This window comes from Sphingobium sp. CR28 (genome assembly GCF_052327305.1).
Classification (GTDB): domain Bacteria; phylum Pseudomonadota; class Alphaproteobacteria; order Sphingomonadales; family Sphingomonadaceae; genus Sphingobium.
On sequence record NZ_CP182486.1, the window covers coordinates 1969476 to 1991151 of the forward strand.

24 protein-coding genes and 1 pseudogene are annotated in these 21676 nt (G+C 65.4%); 11 read left to right on the forward strand and 14 right to left on the reverse strand.

Features of this window, described 5'->3' with window-relative positions; all coding sequences use genetic code 11:
• Window positions 1-48 precede the first annotated feature (48 nt).
• Window positions 49-1320: a multidrug effflux MFS transporter gene (locus ACNAOH_RS09435; RefSeq protein WP_443969936.1), complete on the forward strand. Its 1272-nt coding sequence runs from the start codon at window positions 49-51 to the stop codon at window positions 1318-1320.
• A 4-nt stretch (window positions 1321-1324) separates the two neighbouring features.
• Here ACNAOH_RS09435 and ACNAOH_RS09440 read toward each other — a convergent pair whose 3' ends face one another.
• The 4 genes from ACNAOH_RS09440 to hisF all read right to left on the reverse strand — a co-directional run bounded on the left by ACNAOH_RS09440 (window position 1325) and on the right by hisF (window position 4469).
• Complete coding sequence (locus ACNAOH_RS09440; protein ID WP_443969937.1) at window positions 1325-2863, reverse strand: amino acid permease; 1539 nt, start codon at window positions 2861-2863, stop codon at window positions 1325-1327.
• Between the two features lie 124 nt (window positions 2864-2987).
• Window positions 2988-3365 carry a histidine triad nucleotide-binding protein gene (locus ACNAOH_RS09445; RefSeq protein WP_443969938.1) on the reverse strand — a complete coding sequence of 126 codons (378 nt, stop codon included), beginning with the start codon at window positions 3363-3365 and terminating at the stop codon, window positions 2988-2990.
• On the reverse strand, window positions 3365-3700 hold the full coding sequence (locus tag ACNAOH_RS09450; protein WP_443969939.1) for a phosphoribosyl-ATP diphosphatase: 336 nt from the start codon (window positions 3698-3700) through the stop codon (window positions 3365-3367). Before ACNAOH_RS09450 ends, ACNAOH_RS09445 begins: the two co-directional genes overlap by 1 nt.
• 4 nt (window positions 3701-3704) lie before the next feature.
• Entirely contained in the window at window positions 3705-4469 is a 765-nt protein-coding gene (hisF, locus tag ACNAOH_RS09455; RefSeq protein WP_443969940.1) for an imidazole glycerol phosphate synthase subunit HisF, read from the reverse strand.
• A 230-nt stretch (window positions 4470-4699) separates the two neighbouring features.
• Here hisF and ACNAOH_RS09460 point away from each other — a divergent pair, with 230 nt between their 5' ends.
• Both ACNAOH_RS09460 and dinB read left to right on the forward strand, forming a co-directional pair.
• The gene (locus ACNAOH_RS09460; protein ID WP_443969941.1) at window positions 4700-4918 is read left to right on the forward strand and encodes a hypothetical protein; all 219 of its coding nucleotides are present in this window, start codon (window positions 4700-4702) and stop codon (window positions 4916-4918) included.
• Between the two features lie 118 nt (window positions 4919-5036).
• A complete protein-coding gene (dinB, locus tag ACNAOH_RS09465; RefSeq protein ID WP_443969942.1) occupies window positions 5037-6143 on the forward strand; it encodes a DNA polymerase IV in 1107 nt (368 codons plus the stop codon).
• Window positions 6144-6155: 12 nt separating this feature from the next.
• Here the strand turns inward: dinB and ACNAOH_RS09470 are convergent, their stop codons facing one another.
• A complete protein-coding gene (locus tag ACNAOH_RS09470) occupies window positions 6156-6788 on the reverse strand; it encodes an ankyrin repeat domain-containing protein (RefSeq protein WP_443969943.1) in 633 nt (210 codons plus the stop codon).
• Window positions 6789-6861: 73 nt separating this feature from the next.
• Between ACNAOH_RS09470 and ACNAOH_RS09475 the strand changes: the two genes are divergently transcribed.
• The 4 genes from ACNAOH_RS09475 (at window position 6862) to acs (ending at window position 10787) form a co-directional block, all read left to right on the forward strand.
• The gene (locus tag ACNAOH_RS09475) at window positions 6862-7518 is read left to right on the forward strand and encodes an SCO family protein (protein WP_443969944.1); all 657 of its coding nucleotides are present in this window, start codon (window positions 6862-6864) and stop codon (window positions 7516-7518) included.
• Window positions 7506-7955, forward strand: coding sequence for a YcgN family cysteine cluster protein (locus ACNAOH_RS09480; RefSeq protein WP_443969945.1), 450 nt, complete (start codon window positions 7506-7508; stop codon window positions 7953-7955). Before ACNAOH_RS09475 ends, ACNAOH_RS09480 begins: the two co-directional genes overlap by 13 nt.
• Window positions 7936-8646, forward strand: a complete 711-nt coding sequence (locus ACNAOH_RS09485; protein ID WP_443969946.1) for a M48 family metallopeptidase — start codon at window positions 7936-7938, stop codon at window positions 8644-8646. Before ACNAOH_RS09480 ends, ACNAOH_RS09485 begins: the two co-directional genes overlap by 20 nt.
• A gap of 197 nt (window positions 8647-8843) precedes the next feature.
• Window positions 8844-10787 (forward strand): acetate--CoA ligase, encoded by a 1944-nt coding sequence (gene acs / locus ACNAOH_RS09490; protein WP_443969947.1) that lies wholly within the window; start codon window positions 8844-8846, stop codon window positions 10785-10787.
• Window positions 10788-11031: 244 nt separating this feature from the next.
• Here acs and ACNAOH_RS09495 read toward each other — a convergent pair whose 3' ends face one another.
• The gene (locus tag ACNAOH_RS09495) at window positions 11032-11901 is read right to left on the reverse strand and encodes a 3-hydroxybutyryl-CoA dehydrogenase (RefSeq protein ID WP_443972098.1); all 870 of its coding nucleotides are present in this window, start codon (window positions 11899-11901) and stop codon (window positions 11032-11034) included.
• Window positions 11902-12003: 102 nt separating this feature from the next.
• Between ACNAOH_RS09495 and ACNAOH_RS09500 the strand changes: the two genes are divergently transcribed.
• The 3 genes from ACNAOH_RS09500 (at window position 12004) to ACNAOH_RS09510 (ending at window position 14058) form a co-directional block, all read left to right on the forward strand.
• Entirely contained in the window at window positions 12004-13113 is a 1110-nt protein-coding gene (locus tag ACNAOH_RS09500; protein WP_443969948.1) for a DUF1176 domain-containing protein, read from the forward strand.
• Window positions 13100-13546 carry a cupin domain-containing protein gene (locus tag ACNAOH_RS09505; RefSeq protein ID WP_443969949.1) on the forward strand — a complete coding sequence of 149 codons (447 nt, stop codon included), beginning with the start codon at window positions 13100-13102 and terminating at the stop codon, window positions 13544-13546. The genes ACNAOH_RS09500 and ACNAOH_RS09505 overlap by 14 nt, the downstream gene beginning before the upstream one ends.
• Window positions 13547-13617: 71 nt before the next feature.
• Window positions 13618-14058 (forward strand): hypothetical protein, encoded by a 441-nt coding sequence (locus ACNAOH_RS09510; protein ID WP_443969950.1) that lies wholly within the window; start codon window positions 13618-13620, stop codon window positions 14056-14058.
• Window positions 14059-14060: 2 nt separating this feature from the next.
• Here ACNAOH_RS09510 and msrA read toward each other — a convergent pair whose 3' ends face one another.
• The 4 genes from msrA to pabB all read right to left on the reverse strand — a co-directional run bounded on the left by msrA (window position 14061) and on the right by pabB (window position 18110).
• Entirely contained in the window at window positions 14061-14768 is a 708-nt protein-coding gene (gene msrA, locus ACNAOH_RS09515) for a peptide-methionine (S)-S-oxide reductase MsrA (protein ID WP_443972099.1), read from the reverse strand.
• A 167-nt stretch (window positions 14769-14935) separates the two neighbouring features.
• Window positions 14936-16138, reverse strand: a complete 1203-nt coding sequence (locus tag ACNAOH_RS09520; RefSeq protein ID WP_443969951.1) for a pyridoxal phosphate-dependent aminotransferase — start codon at window positions 16136-16138, stop codon at window positions 14936-14938.
• Window positions 16139-16281: 143 nt separating this feature from the next.
• Window positions 16282-16914 (reverse strand): aminotransferase class IV, encoded by a 633-nt coding sequence (locus ACNAOH_RS09525; protein WP_443969952.1) that lies wholly within the window; start codon window positions 16912-16914, stop codon window positions 16282-16284.
• 20 nt (window positions 16915-16934) lie between these two features.
• Entirely contained in the window at window positions 16935-18110 is a 1176-nt protein-coding gene (pabB, locus tag ACNAOH_RS09530; protein ID WP_443969953.1) for an aminodeoxychorismate synthase component I, read from the reverse strand.
• Window positions 18111-18222: 112 nt separating this feature from the next.
• On the opposite strand from pabB, the gene ACNAOH_RS09535 reads away from it, so the two are divergent.
• Window positions 18223-18918: an NnrU family protein gene (locus tag ACNAOH_RS09535; protein WP_443969954.1), complete on the forward strand. Its 696-nt coding sequence runs from the start codon at window positions 18223-18225 to the stop codon at window positions 18916-18918.
• Here the strand turns inward: ACNAOH_RS09535 and ACNAOH_RS09540 are convergent, their stop codons facing one another.
• The 4 genes and pseudogenes from ACNAOH_RS09540 to ACNAOH_RS09555 all read right to left on the reverse strand — a co-directional run bounded on the left by ACNAOH_RS09540 (window position 18919) and on the right by ACNAOH_RS09555 (window position 21636).
• On the reverse strand, window positions 18919-19395 hold the full coding sequence (locus tag ACNAOH_RS09540) for a DUF2269 family protein (protein WP_443969955.1): 477 nt from the start codon (window positions 19393-19395) through the stop codon (window positions 18919-18921).
• Window positions 19392-19715 (reverse strand): DoxX-like family protein, encoded by a 324-nt coding sequence (locus ACNAOH_RS09545; RefSeq protein WP_443969956.1) that lies wholly within the window; start codon window positions 19713-19715, stop codon window positions 19392-19394. The genes ACNAOH_RS09540 and ACNAOH_RS09545 overlap by 4 nt, the downstream gene beginning before the upstream one ends.
• A 541-nt stretch (window positions 19716-20256) precedes the next feature.
• A pseudogene (locus ACNAOH_RS09550) lies at window positions 20257-20694 on the reverse strand (NAD(P)H-binding protein); the annotation flags it as partial.
• 6 nt (window positions 20695-20700) lie between these two features.
• On the reverse strand, window positions 20701-21636 hold the full coding sequence (locus ACNAOH_RS09555) for a ribose-phosphate pyrophosphokinase (protein WP_443969957.1): 936 nt from the start codon (window positions 21634-21636) through the stop codon (window positions 20701-20703).
• Between the last annotated feature and the right edge of the window lie 40 nt (window positions 21637-21676).

Below are 21676 nucleotides of genomic sequence, written 5' to 3' on the forward strand. Positions count from 1 at the left end.
TGCTCCTTGGTCGTTGCATAGGCCCCTTCCACGGCGAAAGGACATGGGATGACGACCGAGACGGCCCCATTGGCCGGACACGGCGAATTTCGGATGCATGACGGCGAGTTCGTGGCCCTGATGGCCGCGATCATGGCGCTGAATGCCCTCGCGATCGATTCGATGCTGCCTGCCTTCCCGGCGATCGCCGCGAGTTTCGCGATCGCCGACCATAACCAGATGCAGTATCTCGTTTCTGCCTACCTGCTGGCCAACGCCATCGGGTCGCTCGTCGCGGGACCTCTGTCGGACAGGTTCGGCCGCCGACCGATTCTGCTCGGCAGCATCGTCTGTTGCGCGCTCTTCGGCCTCGCGAGCGCGATTGCGCCCAGCTACGAGGCGCTGCTGGGCATGCGGGTGCTTCATGGCCTCTGCGCCTCGAGCCTGGGCGTGCTCTGCGTTTCGGTAATTCGTGATCGCTACAGTGGCGACCGCATGGCCAAGCTGGTGAGCATGGTCTTCATCGTCTTCATGGCGGTGCCCATCATCGCGCCTTCCGTTGGCACAGTCGTGCTTGCCGTGGCCGGCTGGCGGGAGATTTTTCACGTGCTCGCCGTCGCCGCCACGCTTGTCGGCATCTGGGGGTGGCTGCGCCTGCCCGAGACGCTGCACGCGCAGGACAGGCAGCCGATCGCCCCGCGCGCGATCGTTGCGAACTGGCGCAAGGTCGTGACCGATCGGCTCGGTGCGGGCTATATGATCGGCGCGGGTGTGATGACTGGCGGCATGTTCGGCTTCGTGATGAGCGCCCAGCAGATCTTTGCCGAGGCGTTCGATGCGACGCGTATTTTCCCTATCGCCTTCGCCTGCGTGGCGAGCACCATGGCCCTCGCCAACTTCTCGAACAGCCGTATCGTCATGCGGTTCGGCGCACGGCGGGTGTCGCATTGCGCGCTCATCCTGTTCATTCTGCTCGGCCTGGCCCAGCTCGGCGCGGCTCGTCTCCATCCCGAGCCGCTGCTACTCTTCCTCGTTCTTGTTGCGCTCAACATGGGGATGATCGGCTTTACCGGCGCGAACTTCGGGTCGATCGCCATGGAGCCGTTCGGTCACATTGCGGGCTCGGCTTCCAGCTTTCAGACGTTCACGCGCATGACGCTGGGCAGTTGCATCGGCGCATTCACCGGGCAGCGCTTCGACGGCACGACCGGCCCGCTTGCTCAGGGTTTTCTCGCCTGCGGGCTTATTGCGCTGGGCTTTATCTTGTGGGCGGAGCGCGGCCGGCTCTTCACCCGCCCCAATCGCGCCGCCCTGCGTCCCAAGGATATGCCTCCCCGCTGACGGATCAGTCGATCGGCGGCACCGGCTGCGGCGGGGCGTCGGCATCCTCCTCGTGCACGTCGACAATGCCGCGACCGACATGGCTGCGCGAGCGGCTGTAGGCGAAATAGACCGCCAGGCCGATGACGGCCCAGATCAGGAAGAGGATGATGCTCTTATGGTCGAGGCTGACGAACAGATAGATGCACCCCGCGATGGCGATCGGCGCGGTGAGGAAGATGCCGGGCGTGCGGAACGGGCGCTTGCGTGTGGGATCGGTCCGGCGCAGCACCATCACCGCGATCGAGACCGCCGCGAAGGCGAACAGCGTGCCGCTGTTGGAGATGTTGGCGAGCTGGCCGACCGGGAAGAAGGCGGCGAACAGCGCCACGAATACGCCGGTGATGATGGTGATGACGTGCGGCGTGTTGAACTTGGGGTGGATCTTCGAGAAGGCGGCGGGCAGCAGGCCGTCGCGGCTCATCACGAAGAAGATGCGGGTCTGGCCGAACATCATCATCAGGATGACGGAGGGGAGTGCCAGACCGGCCGCGAGGCCGAGCAGATTGCCGATCTGCGGCCAGCCGATCTCACGCAGGGTGAAGGCAAGCGCCTCCTTGGAACACACCACGTCCTTGAAGCCTTCGGCCGCGCGCGCGGCGCACTGCAGGGCGAGGTCGCGGCTGCCCGGCTCCAGCACCGCGCCGGCGGCGTCGCGCACCGGCTGGGTGGAGAGGCCCGGCGCACCGATCACGCCGGCGGCGACGAGCAGGTAGAAGATCGTGCAGATGGCAAGGCTGCCGATGAGGCCGATCGGCATGTTGCGCTGGGGGTTCTTGGTCTCTTCCGCGGCCGTGGAGACGGCGTCGAAGCCGACATAGGCGAAGAAGATCGAGGCGGCGGCCATCGAGATGCCCATGAAGCCGGTCGGCGCGAAGGGCGAGAACTGCTCGGCATTCATCGCGGGAAGGGCGAGCACGACGAACAATGTGAGCGCGGTGATCTTGATCGCCACGAGTATGGCGTTGACGCTCGCGCTTTCGCGCGTGCCGATGACGAGCAGCCAGGTGACGAGGCCAGCGATGAACATGGCCGGCAGGTTGATGAGGCCGCCATCGAGCGGCCCCAGCACCAGCGTGTCGGGTATGTCGATGTGGAAGGCATGCTCGATAAGCCCCACGACATAGCCTGACCAGCCGACCGAGACCGCACCTGCCGCCACGGCATATTCGAGGATCAGTGCCCAGCCGACCATCCAGGCGATCAGCTCGCCCATCACCGCGTAGCTGTAGGTATAGGCGGAGCCGGAGACCGGCACCATCGCGGCCATCTCGGCATAGCATAATGCGGCAACCGCGCAGACGAACCCGGCGATGACGAAGCTGATCATCATGCCCGGCCCGGCCTTCTGCGCGGCCTCGGCGGTCAGCACGAAGATGCCGGTGCCGATGACGGCGCCGATGCCGAGCATGGTGAGCTGGAAGGCTCCGAGCGATCTGTGGAGGGATTTCTTCTCGGCAGTGGCGAGAATGGCGTCGAGTGGCTTGATGCGCCCGAAGATCATGCAGTGATGTCTTTCAATTGTCGCGGCGGAGCTTGCTGCCCCGCGCGTCCCCTTGTCATGGGGATGGGAGACTAGCCCCTAAATCGTTCCGCGCAAGAAGCTTGCGCCGCCCGGCACTTTCCTGTCAGCCCGCCAGCATCGGGCCGAGCGGCCGGCCGGCGAAGATATGGACATGGAGGTGCGGCACTTCCTGATGGCCATGGCCGCCGATATTGGCGAGCAGCCGGTAGCCCGGCTCGACGAGCCCCGCGGCCCGCGCAACATGGCCCACGGCGCGGACGAAGCCGGCGATCTCCGCGTCGCCTGCCTTGGCGGCGAAGTCGTCCCAGCTCACATAGGCGCCCTTGGGGATCACCAGGATATGCGTGGGCGCCTGCGGCGCGATGTCGTGGAAGGCGAGGGCGAAGTCGTCCTCATAGACGGTCCGGCTGGGGATCTCGCCGCGCAGGATCTTCGCGAAGACGTTGCTGTCGTCATAGGGCTGGGTCGCGTCGATCGGCATCAGTCCTGCTCCTTTGGCCGGCGGGCCTTTTCTTCCAGTCCGGAAAGTCCCTCCCGCCGGTCCAGTTCCGCGCACACATCCTCAAGCGAGAGATCGCAGTCGGCGAGCAGCACCATAAGGTGGAAGAGGAGGTCGGCGGCTTCCTTGGTCAGTTCCTTCCGATCATCGCACATCGCCGCAATGACGGTTTCCACCGCTTCCTCGCCCAGCTTTTGCGCGATCTTGGGCCGGCCCTTCGCGAAGAGGCTGGCCACATAGGATGTCGCGGGGTCGGCGCCGCGGCGGGCGCGGATCGTGGCTTCCAGGCGGGTGAGGCTCTCCATGGCGTTCGTCATCGCCTCAAACCGCGCGGACTGCAATGCCCGCGACAGCCAGCGCCGCGCGCGCCTGCGCCACGCTGTACTGGCCGAAATGGAAGATGGACGCCGCCAGCACCGCGCTGGCATGGCCCTGGATCACGCCGTCCACCAGATGCTGGAGCGTGCCCACGCCGCCGCTCGCGACGACAGGCACGTCCACCCGGTCGGCGATGGCGCGGGTCAGCGCCAGATCATAGCCGGCCTTCGTCCCGTCCCCATCCATGGAGGTCACGAGAAGCTCCCCTGCGCCCAGCGTCGCCATCCGCTCGGCATGGGCGATCGCGTCGATGCCGGTCGGGCGACGGCCGCCATGGGTGAAGATCTCCCAGCGTTCTTCGCCCACTCGCCGCGCGTCGACCGAGGCGGTGATGCACTGGCTGCCGAAGCGGTCGGCGATCTCGGCGATCACCTGCGGGCGGGAGACGGCGGCGCTGTTCACCGCCACCTTGTCCGCGCCGGCGAGCAACAGCGCGCGGGCATCTTCGGCTGATCGGACGCCGCCGCCTACGGTCAGCGGCATGAAGCAGACCTCCGCCGTGCGCGCGACCATGTCCAGCAGCGTGCCGCGTCCCTCATGGCTGGCGGAGATGTCGAGAAAGCACAGCTCGTCGGCCCCTGCAGCGTCATAGACTGCGGCCTGCGCCACCGGGTCGCCGGCATCCTGAAGATCGACGAAGTTGACCCCTTTGACGACCCGACCGTCCGCCACGTCCAGGCAGGGGATGATGCGCGTGCGGACCGTCATGATAGTCTCTCGCATTTGGTTGCGTTGGCGAAAGGAAGCGGAGCCGCGCGGAGCCGCGCTGGTCCGGATCGGCCTGCCTCTGCGCGTAACTGGTCGAAATGACAAGCGGGATGTCCGTCTGTCCAACGCACCGATAAGCGACGAGCTGTGCTAAAGTCTTGCTGCGTTGCAATATTCACAATTGATTATCGTTAATAAACCATAATAGACGGGAGGCGGAGGTAACTCTCATGCTCACTCTTTCGCAACGTCTGCTCGACTGGATGGGTCGTTCGCGCTTCCGCGGCAAGAGGCTCGTGATCCTCGCTATGGCCGCGCTGTTCGTGCTCGTCATTCCGTTCATTTTCCTCTTTGTTGTCGTTCCCGCCTTTGCCTTCGGCTTCGTCTCGCAGGCCTTTTCGCGCTTCGCGAACAATCGGGACGAGAGGGCACGCGCCGCACGCGCCTGACCTGTAATATCGGTTAACGCGAGGGCCGGACCCACATGTAAGATAGCGCTCAGGCGGATACGGCGAGCGCACAATTGTTCCTCTTTCGTTCCAGGTCATCCGGTGGCATTATGGCGCCATGGACGCGCTTCTCTCTACATCGCGCAAGATCATCCATGTGGACATGGATGCCTTCTTCGCGTCAGTCGAACAGCGCGACAATCCCGCACTTCGTGGGCTGCCCGTTGCCGTAGGAGGAGGCGGGCCGCGCGGTGTCGTGGCCGCAGCCAGCTATGAGGCGCGAGTGTTTGGCGTGCGCTCGGCCATGCCGGGCGGGCAGGCACGGCGGCTGTGCCCGGACCTCATCTTCGTTTCCGGACGGTTCGATGCTTACCGGGCCGTCTCTGCGCAGGTGCGCGCTATCTTCGAGCGGTTCACCGACGTCATCCAGCCGCTCTCGCTGGACGAGGCTTATCTCGATGTCACGCGCAATAAGCTCGGCATCAGCTCGGCCACTTATATCGCGCAGGAGATTCGCCGCCTCATCCGGGAGGAGACCGGCCTCACTGCGTCGGCGGGCGTGTCCTGCAACAAGCTGCTCGCCAAGCTCGCTTCGGATCAGAACAAGCCGGATGGGCTGTGCCTCGTCCGGCCGGAAGAAGCGGAGGCCTTCATGGCGGCCATGCCGGTGCGCCGTATTCCCGGCGTGGGGCCAGTGACGACCCGGCGGCTTGCCGCGCTGGGCATCGAGACGGGCGCGGACCTCTCCGCCTGGCCGCTTGCGGCGCTGGAGCGGCACTTCGGTCGGTCGGCGCAGTTCTTCCACGATGCTGCGCGCGGTCGCGACGATCGCCCCGTGCGGGAGCGCTGGGAGCGCAAGTCCATTAGCGTGGAGGATACGTTCGGGAGCGACATCGGGGAGGAGCGGGCGCTCGTCACCGAGCTGGACCGGATCGCGCAGCGGCTGTGGAGCCGTGCGCTCGCCAGTCACGCCGTCGGGCGCACGATCACGCTCAAGATCAAGCTCGGCGATTTCCGCATTCTCACGCGCTCAAGGACGCTGCCTGCGGCTCTGGATAGCGAAACCGACCTTATGGAGACTGCCCGCGCACTCCTGCGCGCGCAGTTGCCTTTGCCCATGGGCGCGCGCCTGCTGGGCCTTGGCTTCTCGAACCTGCCGGGCGAGGACCGTGAGAACGCCGCCAACGATCCGGCGCCCAGCCAACTTTCCCTCGCCCTGGCGTGAGCGGGGGCAGCTTTAGAGACTCGGCCCCTGCATTGGCTTGCTCGTCGTGGCCGCCTTGGTGGGCGCGTTAAGCGCTTCAAGGAGGCCCGGCACACGTGCGTCGCGCTGCGCGTAGTCCAGTGCCGACATGCCGGCGAGCGTATCGCGCTTCTTGGGATCGGCGCCCTTTTCGATCAGGAGGCGAACCATGCCGACGTCCTGCATCTGCACCGCGCGGATCAGGGGCGTCTCGCCCCGGCTGTTCGCCTGATTAGGATTCGCCTTTTTCGAGAGCAGCAGTTCCACACCCTCCGGGAAGCGCCTTTCCACGGCCAGCATCAGCGGCGTGCGGCCCTGATTATCGGCGAGATCGACGCGCGCGCCGTGCGCGAGCAGATAGTTGCTCCAGGTCATGTCCTTGCGGCCGATCGTGATGAGCAGCGCCGTCTCGCCGCTCGTCCGGTCGCGGGTGTTGATGGGCGTCACGCCCGGTTGCTCCACCGCAGTCGTCACGGCAGTGCCGTCGCCTTTCCGCACGGCTTCGAGAAACTTGTAGCTTTCGGAGAACTGCGCTGCGGCGGGCGCGGCAATCGCGAGCACGGCGAGGGCCGGCGCGAACCGACGGAGGATGGACGAGGAAAGGCAAGAGATTGATCGGGCAGGCACTTCATGTCTCCCTGGGCAGCGATAGCATGACCTTGGCTGGGCTGCTTGGTTGTCAAAGCCGCCTTAGCAGGGCATGGCTAGCGGCGCCATGAACATTGCGCGCTCCCCCCTCGCCCTTCTTCCCATCATCGCGGCCCTGACCGCCTGCCAGCCCGGTAACGGAGGAGGCGGCGAAAGCGGCGGGTCTGCGGCCGGAGAGCTTGCCGGTGCGCGGATCGGCGGCGATTTCACGCTGGTCGATCAGGACGGCAAGCCCGCTCGCTGGAGCGATTATGCCGGCAAATACCGCCTCGTCTATTTCGGCTACACCTATTGCCCGGATGTCTGCCCCGTCGATCTTCAGAAGATCATGGCGGGTTATCGCGCGTTCGAGAAAGCCACGCCGGACAAGGCGGCGAAGATCCAGCCCATCTTCATCAGTGTCGATCCGGAGCGGGATACGCCTGCCGTCATCAAGCCCTATGTCGCGGCCTTCCATCCGAAGCTGATCGGCCTCACCGGCACGGACGCGCAGATCGAGAAGGTGAAGCAGGATTTCGCGGTCGTCTCCGCCAAGGAAGGCGACGAGAAAGCAACGAAGGACTATCTCGTCAGTCACAGCCGCATACCTTATCTCTTCGGGCCGGACGGCAAGCCGATCGCGCTCGTGCCGGTGGACGATCCGGGGACACCGCAGGATGACGGTGTGCCGCAGGCGGTGGAGGCGTTTCTCGCCAAATGGGTCAAGTGACCGGCCCGCCAAACTTCTGGGAAGCGCCACTCGAAACGCTAGATCGCGGCCAGTGGGAAGCCCTGTGCGACGGTTGCGGCAAATGCTGCCTGCACAAGGTGGAGGATGCCGACACCGGCCGCATCTATCCAACCAATGTGGCCTGTCGCCTGCTCGATCGGCAGAGCGCGCAGTGCGCCGACTACAAGCACCGCCGCCGTTTCGTGCCGGACTGTGTGCGGCTGACAAGCGACAATGTGCGGGACATTCCCTGGCTGCCGCTCACTTGCGCCTATCGCCTCCGCGCGGAGGGTCGGCCCTTGCCGGACTGGCATTATCTCGTCTGCGGCGACCGCGAGGCCGTCCACCGCGCCGGCCAGTCAGTGCGGGGGTGGACCGTCTCGGAGGCTGTCGCCGGGGACGATCTGGAGCATCATATTGTCGACCGCGCGCTCTGAGCATCATGTTCTTGTCGCTGGGGAAGCGGTCCCCCTCACTATCCTGCGTCATGCGCGCGCACGCCGGATGCGCCTGCGCTACGATCCTGTCGCCGGGGCACTGAAGCTCACATTGCCGCCGCGCGCGCCGATCCGTCCCGCGCTCGCCTGGGCCTCCGCTCAGCAGGCGTGGATCGCTTCTCAGCGCCGCGTCGCGCCCGATGGCGTGCGCTTTTCCGATGGCGCAGTGATTCCTGTCGAGGGACAGCCGACCGCGATTCGCTGGAGCGCAGCCGCGCCCCGCACGCCCCGGCTGGAGGGCGATGTCCTCCATGTCGGCGGGCCTGCCGATCGGGTCGGCGAACGCGTCCTGCGCTGGCTGAAAGCCCATGCCCGCCATATGCTGGAAGCCGAGACCGTTGCACTGGCGAGCGCTCACGGTCTCCCGCTGCGTTCGGTGAGCATCGGCGATCCGCGCAGCCGCTGGGGGAGCTGCGCGTCGAGCGGCGCTATTCGCTACAGCTGGCGCCTCATCCTCGCGCCGGAGCATGTCCGCCTCGCCACGGTCGCGCATGAAGTCGCGCATCTCGTCCACATGCATCATGGCCCCGCCTTTCGTGCGCTGGTGAAGGCGATCAGCCCGGCGGACCCGGAAGCGGCGCGCGCCTGGCTCCGGCGGGAGGGCGCGGGGTTGCATCGCTACCGGGTGTGATGCTCGATTCAGCCGAGCTGAATCGTTTCGGTTCCAGCCCGCTCCCCCACCCGACCACCCATGGCATTATCCTGTTGGGTGGTCGGGTGGGGGAGTGGGCTGGTGCCGCTATCCACGTCAGTGGATCAGACGCTACGGATGCAATTATCGCAATCGCGCGCTAGTGTGAGCGCCACGTCCGAGTCTGGAGAGAGTGAATGCCCGATATGGTTCATCCGGTCCCTGAAAGCTGGCGTGATCGCGCCTATGTCGATGCGGCGCGCTATCAGGAGAAATATGCGCGCTCGCTGAACGATCCGGACGGGTTCTGGCGGGAGGAGGCAAAGCGTCTCGAGTGGATCACGCCATTCTCACAAGTGCAGGTCACATCGTTCAACGAGGCCGATTTCGGTATCCGCTGGTTCGCGGATGGCACGCTCAACGTCTCGGCCAACTGCCTTGACCGGCATCTCGCCAGCCATGGCGATACGCCCGCGATCCTCTGGGAAGGCGATACGCCCGGCGAATCGCGCACCATCACTTACGTGGAACTCCATGCCGAGGTGTGCCGCTTCGCCAACGTGCTGAAGGGGCTGGGCATCACCAAGGGCGATCGCGTCACGCTCTACATGCCGATGATTCCCGAGGCGGCGATGGCGATGCTCGCCTGCGCGCGGATCGGTGCCATTCACTCCATCGTGTTCGGCGGCTTCTCACCGGAAGCGCTGGCGGGCCGCATCCAGGATTGCGACAGCACGCTGGTCATCACGGCCGACGAAGGGCTGCGCGGTGGCCGCAAGGTGCCGCTCAAGGCCAATGTCGATGCCGCGCTTGGCCACTGCACTTCCGTCCGCTCGGTGCTCGTCGTGCGGCGCACCGGTGGTGACGTGACGATGCGGGACGGGCGCGATCACTGGTATCATGACCTGCGCGAGAGCGCGCCCGCCCATTGCGAGCCTGAGCCGATGGGCGCGGAAGATCCGCTCTTCATCCTCTATACGTCCGGCTCAACGGGTAAGCCCAAGGGCGTGCTCCACACCACCGGCGGCTATCTGCTCTGGGCCGCGATGACGCATCATTACGTCTTCGATTATCGCCCCGGCGAGATTTACTGGTGCGCAGCGGACATCGGCTGGGTCACTGGGCACAGCTATGTCGTCTACGGGCCGCTCGCCAATGGCGCGACCACCGTGATGTTCGAGGGCGTCCCCAATTTCCCCGATCACAGCCGCTTCTGGCAGATCGTCGACAAGCTCGGCGTCAACATCTTCTACGGCGCCCCCACGGCGATCCGCGCGCTGATGCGCGAGGGCGACGACTGGGTGAACCGCACCAGCCGCGCCTCGCTCCGCCTGCTCGGCTCGGTGGGCGAGCCGATCAATCCCGAGGCATGGGAATGGTATTATAACGTCGTGGGTGGCGGCCGCTGCCCCATCGTCGATACCTGGTGGCAGACCGAGACCGGCGGCGCGATGATCACGCCGCTGCCCGGCGCACATGATCTGAAGCCGGGCTCGGCCTCATTCCCCTTCTTCGGCGTGGAGCCGGTCATCGTCGATGCCGAGGGCAAGTCGCTGGACGGCGCGACCGAAGGCAATCTGTGCATCGCGCGCAGCTGGCCGGGGCAGATGCGCACGGTCCATGGCGATCAGGATCGTTTCTTCCAGACCTACTTCACCACCTATCCGGGCAAATATTTCACTGGAGACGGCTGCCGGCGGGATGAGGACGGCTATTACTGGATCACGGGCCGAGTCGATGATGTCATCAACGTGTCGGGCCACCGCATGGGCACAGCCGAGGTAGAGAGCGCGCTCGTCGCTCATGCCAAGGTTGCTGAAGCTGCCGTCGTGGGCATGCCGCACGACATCAAGGGGCAGGGCATCTACGCCTATGTCACGCTCAATGCGGGCGAGACGGGTGACGAAGCGCTTCGCGCCGAGCTGGTGAAGTGGGTGCGCACCGAGATTGGGCCGATCGCGACGCCGGATGTCATTCAGTTCGCGCCGGGCCTCCCCAAGACTCGCTCGGGCAAGATCATGCGGCGCATCCTGCGCAAGATCGCCGAGGATCAGGTCGATGCCCTGGGTGACACCTCCACTCTCGCCGATCCCGCTGTCGTCGATGATCTGGTGGCGAACCGGGTGCGCGCCCACGCCTGAGGGCCGACCGGCCCTAAGCGCTTGGGCGGTGGCGACTCTTGCCCTTCGTCATCCCGGACTTGATCCGGGATCCCGCTTGTTCGGCACGAGACGGCTGTCCTACAGTCTGAGCGTCATGGCAAAGCATTGAGGGGCAGCCACGGGCCGCCCCTCTTTCTCAGCGTCGGACGGCCGAAGCCGGGCGGAATTTTTTTGCTCCAAGAGGTGTAACCTTTAGAACCTTTCGCGGGCCCGGCGAGCACTCTCACCGCGTCGGCACGGGCTCGTCGCCTGAATAATCGTAGAAGCCCTTGCCGGTCTTGCGGCCATACCAGCCCGCCTCGACATATTTGACGAGCAGAGGCGCGGGGCGGAATTTCGGGTCGCCGGTCGTGTCGTAGAGCACGCGGCAAATCTCCAGGCAAGTGTCGAGCCCTACGAAGTCGGCCAGCGTCAGCGGCCCCATCGGGTGGTTGAGGCCCAGCCGGATCGCGGTGTCGATGTCACGGACATTGGCGACGCCTTCGCCAAGGGCAAAGATCGCCTCGTTGAGCATCGGCATCAGGATGCGGTTGACGATGAAGCCCGGCGCATCGAACGCGTGGACCACGTCCTTGCCGAGCGCCTTCGCGAAGTTCTCCACCGCCTTCACTGTCTCGGGCGCAGTGGCGAGGCCACGGATGAGCTCGATGAGGCCCATGACCGGCACCGGATTGAAGAAGTGTACGCCGATAAAGCGCGCGGCATCCGGGCTCGCCTGCGCCAGCCGGGTGATGGGGATGGAGGAGGTATTGGAAGCGAGGATCGCCTTGTGGCCGAGCACCTTGCCTACCTCGGCGAAGATCGCGCGCTTGATCTCCTCGCGCTCCGTCGCCGCCTCGATCACGATGTCGCAGCTGGCGAACGGCTCCGCCCCGCTGATCGGGGTGATGCGGGCGAGTGCAGTCTCGGCGGCCTGCGCTTCGATCTTCTCCTTCTCCACCGCGCGGGCGAGTTGTTTCGCGATGCCGGCCTTGCCCGCTTCCGCGCGGGCCATGTCCACGTCGCGGAGCAGCACCTGATAGCCTGCCTGCGCGGAGACCTGCGCGATGCCCGCGCCCATTTGGCCCGCTCCGATTACGCCTATAGTCCTCATCATTGTGCTCCTGCGTCGGCCGGTTCAATTATTCAGCGCATAACTCTATCCGCGCTCGGGTAACTGATCTATGGCCCAGATATGGGCAGGTTCGTCTCTGATTTGGCACGTTTCATCTCCGGCTTCGCCCTCGCGACCAGCGTCGTTCCGCTCGCGGCGCGGGCGCCTCTGCCAGATCCGGTTGCCCTTTCGGTGCAGACGCCTCCCCCGCCCTCTGCCGGCAAGGCCTCGGTCTCGCTGGTCATGGGCCGCACTGAGACGTTCGAGGACTGGGCGGTCGGGTGTGACAATCGCCTCACGTGCAGCGCAGTGGCGCTTCTACCGGAAGGCGCGGCGCGGCCTTATGCGATTCTCCTCATCATCACGCGCGCCGGCGGTCCGGATGGAGCCGTGACGCTTCAGCTCATCGCGGCCGACCCGCTTGAGGGAAAGATCGAACTGGTCGTCGACAAGGTTCGCAAGGCGGAGCTTAAGACCCTGCCTGACGGCGTGACGCTCACCGGCGCGGAGGCCGTGCGGATCGTGCAGTTGCTGGGCAGCAGCTTCGCGTTCGAGATCGTGCAGCGCAAGCAGGTGCTGGTGCAGCCGTCGCTTAACGGCTTGCCTGCGGCCTTGCGGTTCATGGATCAGCAGCAGGGGCGCGTGGGTGCACGGGACGCGCTGATCGCGACCGGCAATGGCAATCCCGCGACCGCGCGCGTGGCGCCGGCCGCGCTGGCCCTGCCTGCTCCGACCAGTCCCGGTCCGGCTGCGGAGAACGCGGTTCCTGCGCTCAATCCGGGGGAGGAGAGCGCCGCGCGCCGTCTCGCCGTGTGCGAAGGCGCGACGACGAGCACTTATCCGCTGGAAATGCATGCGCTCGATGCGGCCCATAGCCTCGTGCTGCTGCCCTGCGATGCCGGCGCCTATAATGTAAGCTTCGTTCCGCTGGTGGCGAGCGGCACGCCCGGCGCGCGCAGCTTCGCCGTTGCCCGCTTCGACGCGATGCCGGGGTTCAGCGGCGAGCCGGGCGCGCCGCCGCTTGTCGTCAATGCGCGCTGGAATCCCCGGCTGGGCATGCTCTCCAGCTTCGCCAAGGGGCGCGGGTTGGGCGATTGCGGCACGGCGGAGTCCTATCGCTGGGATGGCGAAGGTTTCCGGCTCGAGGAAGCGCGAGCCATGCCGGTGTGCCGGGGCGCATGGGAGTGGCCGCGTATCTATGCCGCCCGTTAAAGAGGGCAGCAGCGCGCGCGATCTCATTGCGGCGCTTGGCCTTGCGCCGCACCCTGAAGGCGGCTGGTATCGCGAGACCTGGCGGGCGCTATCGCCACCGGGCGACCGGGCGAACGCCACTGCGATCCATTTCCTGCTGGAGGCCGGGCAGCGCTCTCACTGGCACACCGTCGACGCGGCGGAGATCTGGCTCTGGCATGCGGGCAGTCCGCTCGCGTTGCTCACCGCGCCGGGTGAGGACGGACCCGTCTCGCGCGTCACTCTGGGCGGAGACGTGCTTGCCGGTCAGGCGCCGCAGCATGTCGTGGCGCCCGGCCACTGGCAGGCGGCCGAATCGCTTGGGGAATGGAGCCTTGTCTCCTGCGTGGTCTCACCGGGGTTCGATTTCGCGGGGTTCGTGCTGGCGCCGCTGGACTGGGCGCCGGGCGCTTAACGTGGCGTGCATCCCGCGTGGCGGGATGCTAGTGCGCGATACATCGCAAGACTGGCGGAGGAGAGATCATCATGACGGGTACGGGGTCCGCCCGAACGCCTTGGCATCTTTGGGCAGTGGGCATCGCCAGCCTGTTGTGGAATGCCATTGGCGCGGCCGACTATGTGATGACGAAGCTGCACAGCGCGGCCTATCTCGCCATGTTCACCCCGGTGGAGATGGCGTGGGTCGAGAGCTTTCCGTTCTGGGCCAGCGCGGCATGGGCGCTCGGCGTCTGGGGCGCCGTGGCGGGATCGCTGTTTCTTCTGGCGCGCAGCCGCTGGGCCGTCACAGGCTTCGCGCTCTCGCTGATCGGCATTTTCGGCACGACCCTGCACCAATATGTCCTCTCGGACATGCCGCCGAGCTTCCGCACGTTTGGCACCGCACTGTTTTCCGTCACGCTCTGGATCGTCGCGCTCGCGCTCTATGTCTATGCGCGCAGGCTGCAGGCGCGGGGCGTGCTGCGCTGAATTCAGGCGGCGTTCGCCGCCATATAGAGGCTCGGGAACATTGCCTTGAACGCCGCCAGCTTGGGTGCGTCCCAGCGCCGGATATAGGCGTGGTCCGGGTTCACGGCCATGAAGTTCTGGTGGTAGCCTTCGGCGTCGTGGAACTTGGTGAAGCGCTCGATCTTCGTCACGATCGGCGCGCCCCACACGCCCGATTTACCAAGCTGGGCGAGATAGGCGCTCGCTACCTTCGCCTGCTCGGGATTGAGCGGGAAAAGCGCCGAGCGATACTGCGTGCCGTGGTCCGGCCCCTGATAGTTGAGCTGGGTCGGGTCAGCGATTACCGAGAAGAAGATGCGCAATAGCTGGCCGTAGCTCACTTGGGCCGGGTCATAGGTCACACGCACTGCCTCGGCATGGCCCGTGCGGCCCGATCCCACCGAGTCGTAATTGACCTTCGTGGTGGTGGTGCCGCCGGTATAGCCGGAGACGGCGAGCTTCACGCCTTTCACATGGCTGAAGACGCCTTCCACGCCCCAGAAGCAGCCACCGGCGAAGACCGCGGTTTCCAGCTTGCGGGTCGGCGCGGCGTCGACGAGCGGCGCGGGCGCCAGCACCGTTTTCTCCGCGGCCCGTGCGGTGGCGGGATGGAAGACCAGCATGGCAGCCAGACCGACCATGAAGCCGGCAATGGCCCTCAGCAGGATGGGATTGCGCAGGAAGTTGGGCATGCGCATTGGCTTAGCTCCGGCATGATGAACGGCAGAAAAACGGCTGAGGGGCACCTGTGATAGCGGGATATCCCGAAGAGCCCGGACTATCGCGCGTCAAAGTGCTTTCGACGATCGACAGACAGGCTTCGGCATATGCCAACCCAGATTACATCACCCGAGGCCGTTCAGATCAGCGCGGCGCAGGCTTCCTGAATGCGGGTGCAAGCCTTCTTCAGCACTTCTTCGGATGTCGCATAAGAGACGCGGAATGCCGGCGCGAGGCCGAAGGCGCCGCCATGCACGGCCGCCACGCCTTTGCTGTCGAGGAAGTAGCTGATCAAGTCCTCGTCGGTCTCGATCGTCTTGCCGTCCGGCGTCTTTTTGCCGATGCAACCTGCGGCGTCGGGATAGACGTAGAAGGCGCCCTCGGGCGTCGGGCAGTTCAGCCCCGGCGCGTCGTTCAGCATCGCCACAACCAGATCGCGCCGCGCCTTGAAGGCCGCGTTGCGCTCGGCAAGGAAGCTCTGGTCGCCGTTCAGCGCCGCCGCTGCCGCCGCCTGGCTGATCGAGCAGGGGTTGGAGGTCGACTGGGACTGGAGCTTGGCCATTGCCTTGATGATCCACTGCGGCCCTCCGGCATAACCAATGCGCCAGCCGGTCATTGAATAGGCCTTGGAGACGCCGTTCACGGTCAGCGTGCGCTCGTAGAGGTCCGGGCAGACCTGCGCGATCGTCTTGAACGGGGTCGGCGCGTACCAGACATGCTCGTACATGTCGTCGGTGAGGATCAGCACATGCGGATGGCGGCGAAGCACTTCGCCCAGCGCCATCAGTTCCTCGCCGGAATAAGCCGCGCCGGTCGGGTTGGAGGGCGAGTTCAGCAGCACCCAGCGCGTCTTCGGCGTGATCGCCGCTTCCAGCTGCTCGGGCAGGATCTTGTAGAGCTGGTCGGCACCGGCAGAAACGATCACCGGCGTGCCGCCCGCGAAGTTCACGATGTCCGGATAGCTCACCCAGTAGGGCGCGGGAATGATGACCTCATCGCCCGCCTCTACCGTGGCGATCAGGGCGTTGAAGAGCGTATGCTTGCCGCCCGCGTTGACGCTGATCTCGCTGGCCACGTAGCTCAGGTCATTGTCGCGCTTGAACTTGGCGATGATCGCGTCCTTCACCTCTGCGGTGCCATCGACGGCGGTGTACTTGGTCTGCCCGGCGCGGATCGCGGCAATCGCGGCGTCCTTCACGAAGTCGGGCGTGTCGAAGTCCGGCTCGCCCGCGGAAAGGCCGATGATGTCCTTGCCCTCGCGTTTCAGGGCAATCACGCGGTCGGTCATCGCCAGCGTGGCGCTGGGCTGGATGCGGCCGAGGGCGGCGGACGTGCGGGGCATCGGAGTCTCCGTCAGGAAGAATGGAAAAAGACGAAGGGACGGCGACGCGCCCCGTCGGCGGGGCGGTCCATAGAGCATTTTCAACAAAATGGGAGGAGAAAAGGACGGAAAGTTGCGTCGGCCTGCTGGGGAACCCGCCCGCCCTATCTTTTCCTCGGCACCACATTTGCAGCAACGAGCCCGCGCGCGGCATTGCCGATGAAGCAGCCTTTCTCCAGATCGTGCGGACGCAGCTCGCCCTCGATGGCCTCGCCTGCATTGATCAGGCTCTGGCGCAGCACGCCGGGCAGGATGCCGCGCGAGAGCGGCGGCGTCACCAGCCGGTCGCCCCGCTCCACGAAGATGGTCGAGAAGCAGCCCTCGGTGAGGTAGCCCTCGCTGTCGGTCATCAGCACCTCGAAGGTGCCGCCGGCTTTGAGGGCCTGCTTATAGGGTCGGCGGTCCGTGGTCTTGTGATGCAGGCGCACATCTTCCGTGCCGGACGGGCGGGGCACGATGCTGACAGGCATGACGGCCTGCGGCCAGGTGCGGTGGGCACGAATTTCGATCGCCAGGGCGCCGGCGCGGGCGAGCAGCACGCGGACCCTGCCCGGCTCGGTCTGCGCGAATGTCGCGGCCTGCAACTCGTTGCGAAGCGAATGCCGGTCGAAATTAAAGCCCAGCGCCTGCGCGCTTTTCTGCATCCGTGCGATGTGCAGATCGAGCATGGGTATGCCGTCCATAGGGTTGAACGCCATGGTTTCGAGAAGATCGAACTGCCCCTGTGCCCCGCTCACTCCAGACCTTCCCCTAAAAATCAGCTTTCGGCGAGGAAGTGCCCCTTCGCCAGGCACTCCCGCCATTCGTCGTCTGCCCTTGAATCCGCGACGATTCCGGACCCGAGACCAATCGTTCCCGCGCCTTCTTCATTCACGCAAATCGTGCGGATCGCAACATTGAAGCGCGCGGTTCCGTCCGGAGAAATCGCGCCGATGCTCCCGGTATAGACGCCGCGCGGATGGCGCTCCACTTCGCTGATGACTTCCATCGCGCGTAGCTTGGGCGCGCCGGTGATGGAGCCGCAGGGGAAGAGGGCGCGCAACACGTCGACCGGGCCGAGGCCATCGCGCAGCCGGCCCTCCACTTGCGAGACCATCTGGTGCACCGTCGGGTAGCTCTCAACCGCGAAGAGCTCCGGCACATGCACGCTGCCCGCGTCGGCCACACGGGAGATGTCGTTGCGCAGCAGGTCGACGATCATGAGATTCTCGGCCCGTTGCTTCGGGTCGCGTGCCAGCGCCTCGGCCAGCGCGCGATCCGTCTCGGGGCTCGGGTCGCGCGCCGCCGTTCCTTTCATGGGCCGGGTGGCGATCCGTCGGTCGTCGTCCAGCGTGAAGAACAGCTCTGGCGAGAAGGACAGCAGGTGCCGGCCGTCATGGCGCACGATGCCGCCATGGCCCGCCGCCGCGCGCCGACGGATCGCGGCATAGGCAGCGAGTGGGTCGCCCGACATGGCGAGATATGAAGGGAAAGTGAGGTTGGCCTGATAGATGTCGCCCGCGCGAATATAGCCGAGCACTTTGGCAATCGCCGCGTCATAGTCGCTGCGGCCGATCGTAGGAGTGATCGCGCCGATCCCCGCATGGTCGGCAACTGGCAGCAGTGCCGGCACTGAATCGGCCGGGAAGATGTGCGCATCCTCGAATAGTCCGAACCAGAGCAGCGGGCCATCGTTTGCCGTCACGCTTTTCAGGCGCCGGGGCTGGAGGGCATGACCCGCCTCATAAGTAAGATAGCCTGCCGCGTGGAGGCCACGCCTGCCCGCCGCATCCAGCGCATCTAGTGCGGCAGGCACCGTGTCCAGCGTATCGGCGCGGATGATGTCCATCGGGTCGCGATAGAGTCTCGCTTCGCCCGCCATGCCTGCGCGCGCATCGTCCAGCAGCACGAACGGTGCGGCGGGGTCGGCGGGCAGGGCGGGAAGCATGGCCATGGCGGTTCTCATGGCAGCGCTGCGGCATCATGGCCAGAGGCTGGCGCGCCGCGAGGGATTCCCTTCCGCGCGAGGCTGTGCGACTATGCGTCGGCGCATCACAGGAGCCGCCATGTCGCCCGGTCTTGCTTCTCTCGTTCTTGCCACCGGCAGCTTCGTCGGCACGCATTTGCTCATGTCGCATCCGCTGCGCCCGGCGCTGGTGCGGGGTCTGGGCGAGCGGGCCTTTCTGGGCGTCTATTCTCTGGTGTCGTTCGTCACGCTGGGCTGGATGGTCTGGGCGGCGCGGGCGATGGAGCCGAACCTCCTCGCCGTTCCCGTCTTCTCCATTTGGAAGGTCGCCGCGGGTATCATGCTGGTGGCGAGTGTCCTTCTCGTCGGTTCGCTGCTGGGCAATCCCGCTCTGCCGGACCCCACTGGCGCATCCAAAATGCCGGATCGGGCGCGGGGCGTCTTCGCGATGACTCGCCATCCCATGATGTGGAGCTTCATCCTCTGGGCGCTGGTCCATGTCCTTGTCTGGCCGAGCGATCGCTCGCTGGTCATCGGCTTCGGCATCGGCTTCCTTGCCTTTATCGGAGCCCATGGACAGGACGTAAAGAAGCTGCGGGTGGTCGGCGAGCCGTGGCGGGCGTGGTGTGCGAAGACCAGCTTCTGGCCCTTCGCTGCGCTCGTCACCGGGCGTGCGGCCTGGCGCGATGCCTTCCCCGGCTGGATCGCGCTGATCGGCGGCGTGGCGCTCTGGCTGCTCGCCACATGGCTCCACCCGCTGCTGGGCGGGCCATTGCTCCCGCCATGGGCGGGGTGATCATAAAGCGGGTCGGGCCAGCATCAGCCAGACGATTGCGAGTATCGCGCTGAACGCGGGAATGCCGCACGCGAACCAGATACGATAGAGGTGTTGATAGGAGCTTGGCAGCGCCTCGCCATGTTCCGCAGCGTACTTGGCCAGATCGCGGAGTTTTATCTGTATCCAGACGACAGGAAGCCAACATATGCCGATCAGAAAATACAGGGCGATCGATGCCAATATCCACGGAGTCGTGAGAGGCCAGCCCACCCCCATGGCGAGCAGCACGCCAGTAACGGGTTGTAGGATGACGGCGCTGGCGGTGAAGAGGAAATCGGCGATCACCACGATCCGCGCAACATGAGCTATGACATAGGCATCACCGGTGCGGTGTGCCATCATCATGAAGAAGGCGATTCCTGCGCCCGTGCCGATGAGTGTGCAAGCGCCGAGCACGTGGACCCAGCGCAATAGCAGGATCAATGTGTCACTCATCGCTCTTCCAGCGTGATGCTAGCAACCAGCGCCAGAATGATGATGGGCAGAATCTTGGCAAGCGGTGCGAGCGGATCACTCCAATAGTCGGGGCGCAGTAGGCTGCCGAGCAAAAGATAGCCGAGCGAAAGTCCAGCCATGCCAATGGCGGCGCGACTGGCCGACCGTCGCCACAACAGAGCGACGGCTAAGGCAGTATCCGCAACAGCGCCACTGACCACCAGCGTCCGGGCAATGCCGGTGCCCAAACCTGCCTGGGTTAGTTCGCGCGCCGCAGTATCGAGTCTGATCAGGCTGACCGCACCGGAGAGCAGAAACAAGAATGGCGAGAGCGGAGACCATGAAGGGTAACAGTAGGAACAGCCGAGCTTGCCATCTGTCTTGCGCGCCCGATGGATGCAGCGCCAAACTCTCTCCTAGCGTGGACAGCGGCCGTCCAAGCAGCATCTCTCCTTCTTGGGGATCACCGGCCACGTTGCGCGCGATCATTTCCATGGCGGTGCTCCGTAGCGGGGATCGCCAGCCAGGATGCCCCAGTATATCCGCAAGCAGAGTGAGCGGGCGTGAAAGGATCGGTGGCAGATCAATCGTGACTCGCGCAGGCGGCAGCCCCAGCCATACACGATGGGCAGCGACTACATCGGTGAGCCGCTTCGGTTCTCGCTCCATCAGATCGATATCTTTTCCCATCCTGTCCGCCGGTGCTGCGAGGCAGGATCGGACCGCATCGACGACATCGTCCAGGGCCACGGATTGGACCTGTCTGTCACCATAGGCCGTCAGCTGAGCGGCGGGCAGCGCAGCAAGGGTCCGCAGGAGCATCGTCCCTCCATAGGCATTGCGGCCGATTACGAGGCCCGGGCGCAGGACCGCCCACCCAAGGCTTGACCTGCGGAGTCGGTCGTCCGCCTCGCCCTTCGTGGCCAAAAACGGGCTGGAGTCGCTCGATAGCGCGCCGGGTGCGGAAATCTGAATGAAACGCGGCACGAGCGCGCACTCGCATGCTTCGATCGCCGCGCGCATTGCAGAACTCTGGATATTGTTGAGTCGATCCCCACCGCCACTCTGAAGCGCTCCGCTGGCGTTGACGACAGCATCCATTCCGGCCACCAGCGGAATCCAGTCCTCCACCTTGCCCATCTGGTTGAGATCGCCCTGTCTCCATGCGATCATCGGCAGCACGCGCTGCCCCGTTGTCAGCGAGCGACCCAGACCGATCACATCATGACCGTCGGCAACGAGCTTTCGCGCAATCGCGCTGCCGATGAAGCCATAGGCGCCGATCAGCAGGATGCGCATCGGTGATTAGTCGAAGAGTGAGCTGACCGAGCTTTCGTCGGCGATACGCTTGATCGCTTCGCCCAGCAGCGGCGCGATGGGCAGATGGCGGATGCGCGTGCTCGCCGCGACCGCGTCGCTTGCCAGGATCGAATCGGTGATGACCAGCTCCTTGAGCTGCGACCCATCGACTCGCGCCACGGCGCCGCCCGAAAGCACGCCGTGCGTCACATAGGCGACGACGTCCACCGCGCCTGCTTCCTTGAGTGCGGCGGCGGCGTTGCAAAGCGTGCCGGCCGAGTCCACGATATCGTCGATCAGGATGCAGAAGCGTCCTGCCACATCGCCGATGATGTTCATCACTTCCGATTCGCCGGCGCGCTCGCGGCGCTTGTCGACGATGGCGAGCGGCGCGTTGTCGAGACGCTTGGCGAGCGCGCGGGCGCGCACCACGCCGCCCACGTCCGGGGAGACGACCATGATGTTCTCGCGGCCGAACCGTGCCTGAATGTCAGCGGACATCACTGGCGCACCGAAGAGATTGTCGGTGGGGATGTCGAAGAAGCCCTGGATCTGCCCGGCGTGCAGATCGACTGAGAGCACGCGGTTTGCCCCGGCGACCGTGACGAGATTGGCGACGAGCTTGGCCGAGATCGGCGTGCGGGGGCCGGGCTTGCGGTCCTGCCGGGCATAGCCGAAATAGGGGACGACTGCCGTGATCCGCTTGGCCGACGCGCGCTTCAGCGCATCGATCATGATGAGCAGTTCCATCAGATTGTCGTTGGCGGGGAAGCTGGTCGACTGGATGACGAACACGTCCTCGCCGCGCACATTCTCCTGCACCTCGACGAAGACTTCCTCGTCGGCGAAGCGGCGCACGCTCGCCTTGGTGAGCGGCAGCTCGACATAGTCCGCGATCGCCTGTGCCAGCGGCAGATTGCCGTTGCCCGAGAGGATTTTCATTTGGCGGGTCGCCCTTCCTTAGCCTGCGAGGCGTCCTCTA